This is a genomic window from Bradyrhizobium sp. BR 10289 (assembly GCF_019455385.1).
Classification (GTDB): Bacteria; Pseudomonadota; Alphaproteobacteria; order Rhizobiales; family Xanthobacteraceae; genus Bradyrhizobium.
The window spans coordinates 1-1,016 of record NZ_JACOFR010000053.1 but is presented as its reverse complement, the minus strand read 5'-3'; the positions used below and the strand labels follow the sequence as shown (position 1 = coordinate 1,016).

The window sequence follows — 1,016 nt, the reverse complement described above, 5'->3', positions numbered from 1 at the left end:
AAGCGCTTGGTGAGGCCGAGCATCGACACCGGCTCGATCGCCTTGTCGGTCGAGATCATCACCATGGCTTCGGCGCCGGCGCTGTGCGCGGCGTCGGCGACGTTGATCGAGCCGAAGATGTTGGTCTTGACGCCCTCGCTCCAGTCGCGCTCGAGGATCGGCACGTGCTTGAGCGCCGCGGCGTGGAACACGATGTCGGGCTTGAACTCGGCCATCAGGCGCATGATGCGCTCGCGGTCGCGGATGTCGGCGATGCGTCCCTCGATCGCGGCCGCCGCGCCGTGCGCGGCCAGCGTCTCGGTGACCGCGTAGAGCGCCGGCTCTGAATTTTCCACGATCAGCAGACGCGCGGCGCCGAAGGCGACGACGCGCTCGCAGATCTCCGAACCGATCGAGCCACCGCCGCCTGTGACGATGACGGCCTTGCCCCTGATCAGCGCTTCGAGCCGCGCATAGTCGATCTTCTCGCTCGGCCGCAGCAGCAGATCCTCGACCGCAACCGCGGTCAGGCGCGGCGCATCGCCGCTCTCCAGCGACGGCATGCGGCTGACGATGACGCCGAGCTTGCGTGCCCGCATCAGGATCTGCTCCGGATGGGCCTCCGTCTCGAACGCCGACGGCGTCATCACCAGGCGCGCGATCGGCTTGTTGCGCTTGGCGAAGTCGGCGACGACGTCCTCGAGATCGTCGGTGCCGCCGAGCACCGGCAGATTGCGGATCGACTGGCCGCGGTCCGAGTTCGACGGCGATAGCACGCCGACCGGCCAGATCCGCTTGATCGCCCCGCTCTCGATGCCGCGGAGCAGCACCTCGGCATCGGCGGCGCGGCCGACCAGCAGCGTCGGCGCCGCATCCTCGGTGCGGGCATGACGCCGCACCCGCGTGTAGCGGAAATATCGATAGGCCATCCGCAGCGCGCTGAGGGAGGCGATCTCGAGGAACCAGTAGAGGACGATCGTCACCTTGCCGAGGAAGAAGGCGCCGCGGACATTGGGGGCGACGAAGATGTAGTCGAG

At 68.2% G+C, this 1,016-nt stretch carries 1 protein-coding gene; it reads right to left on the bottom strand.

The annotated features are described in order from the left end of the window. On the bottom strand, positions 1-1,016 hold a 1,016-nt coding region (locus HYH08_RS37285; RefSeq protein ID WP_220014805.1), incomplete at both ends, for an SDR family NAD(P)-dependent oxidoreductase.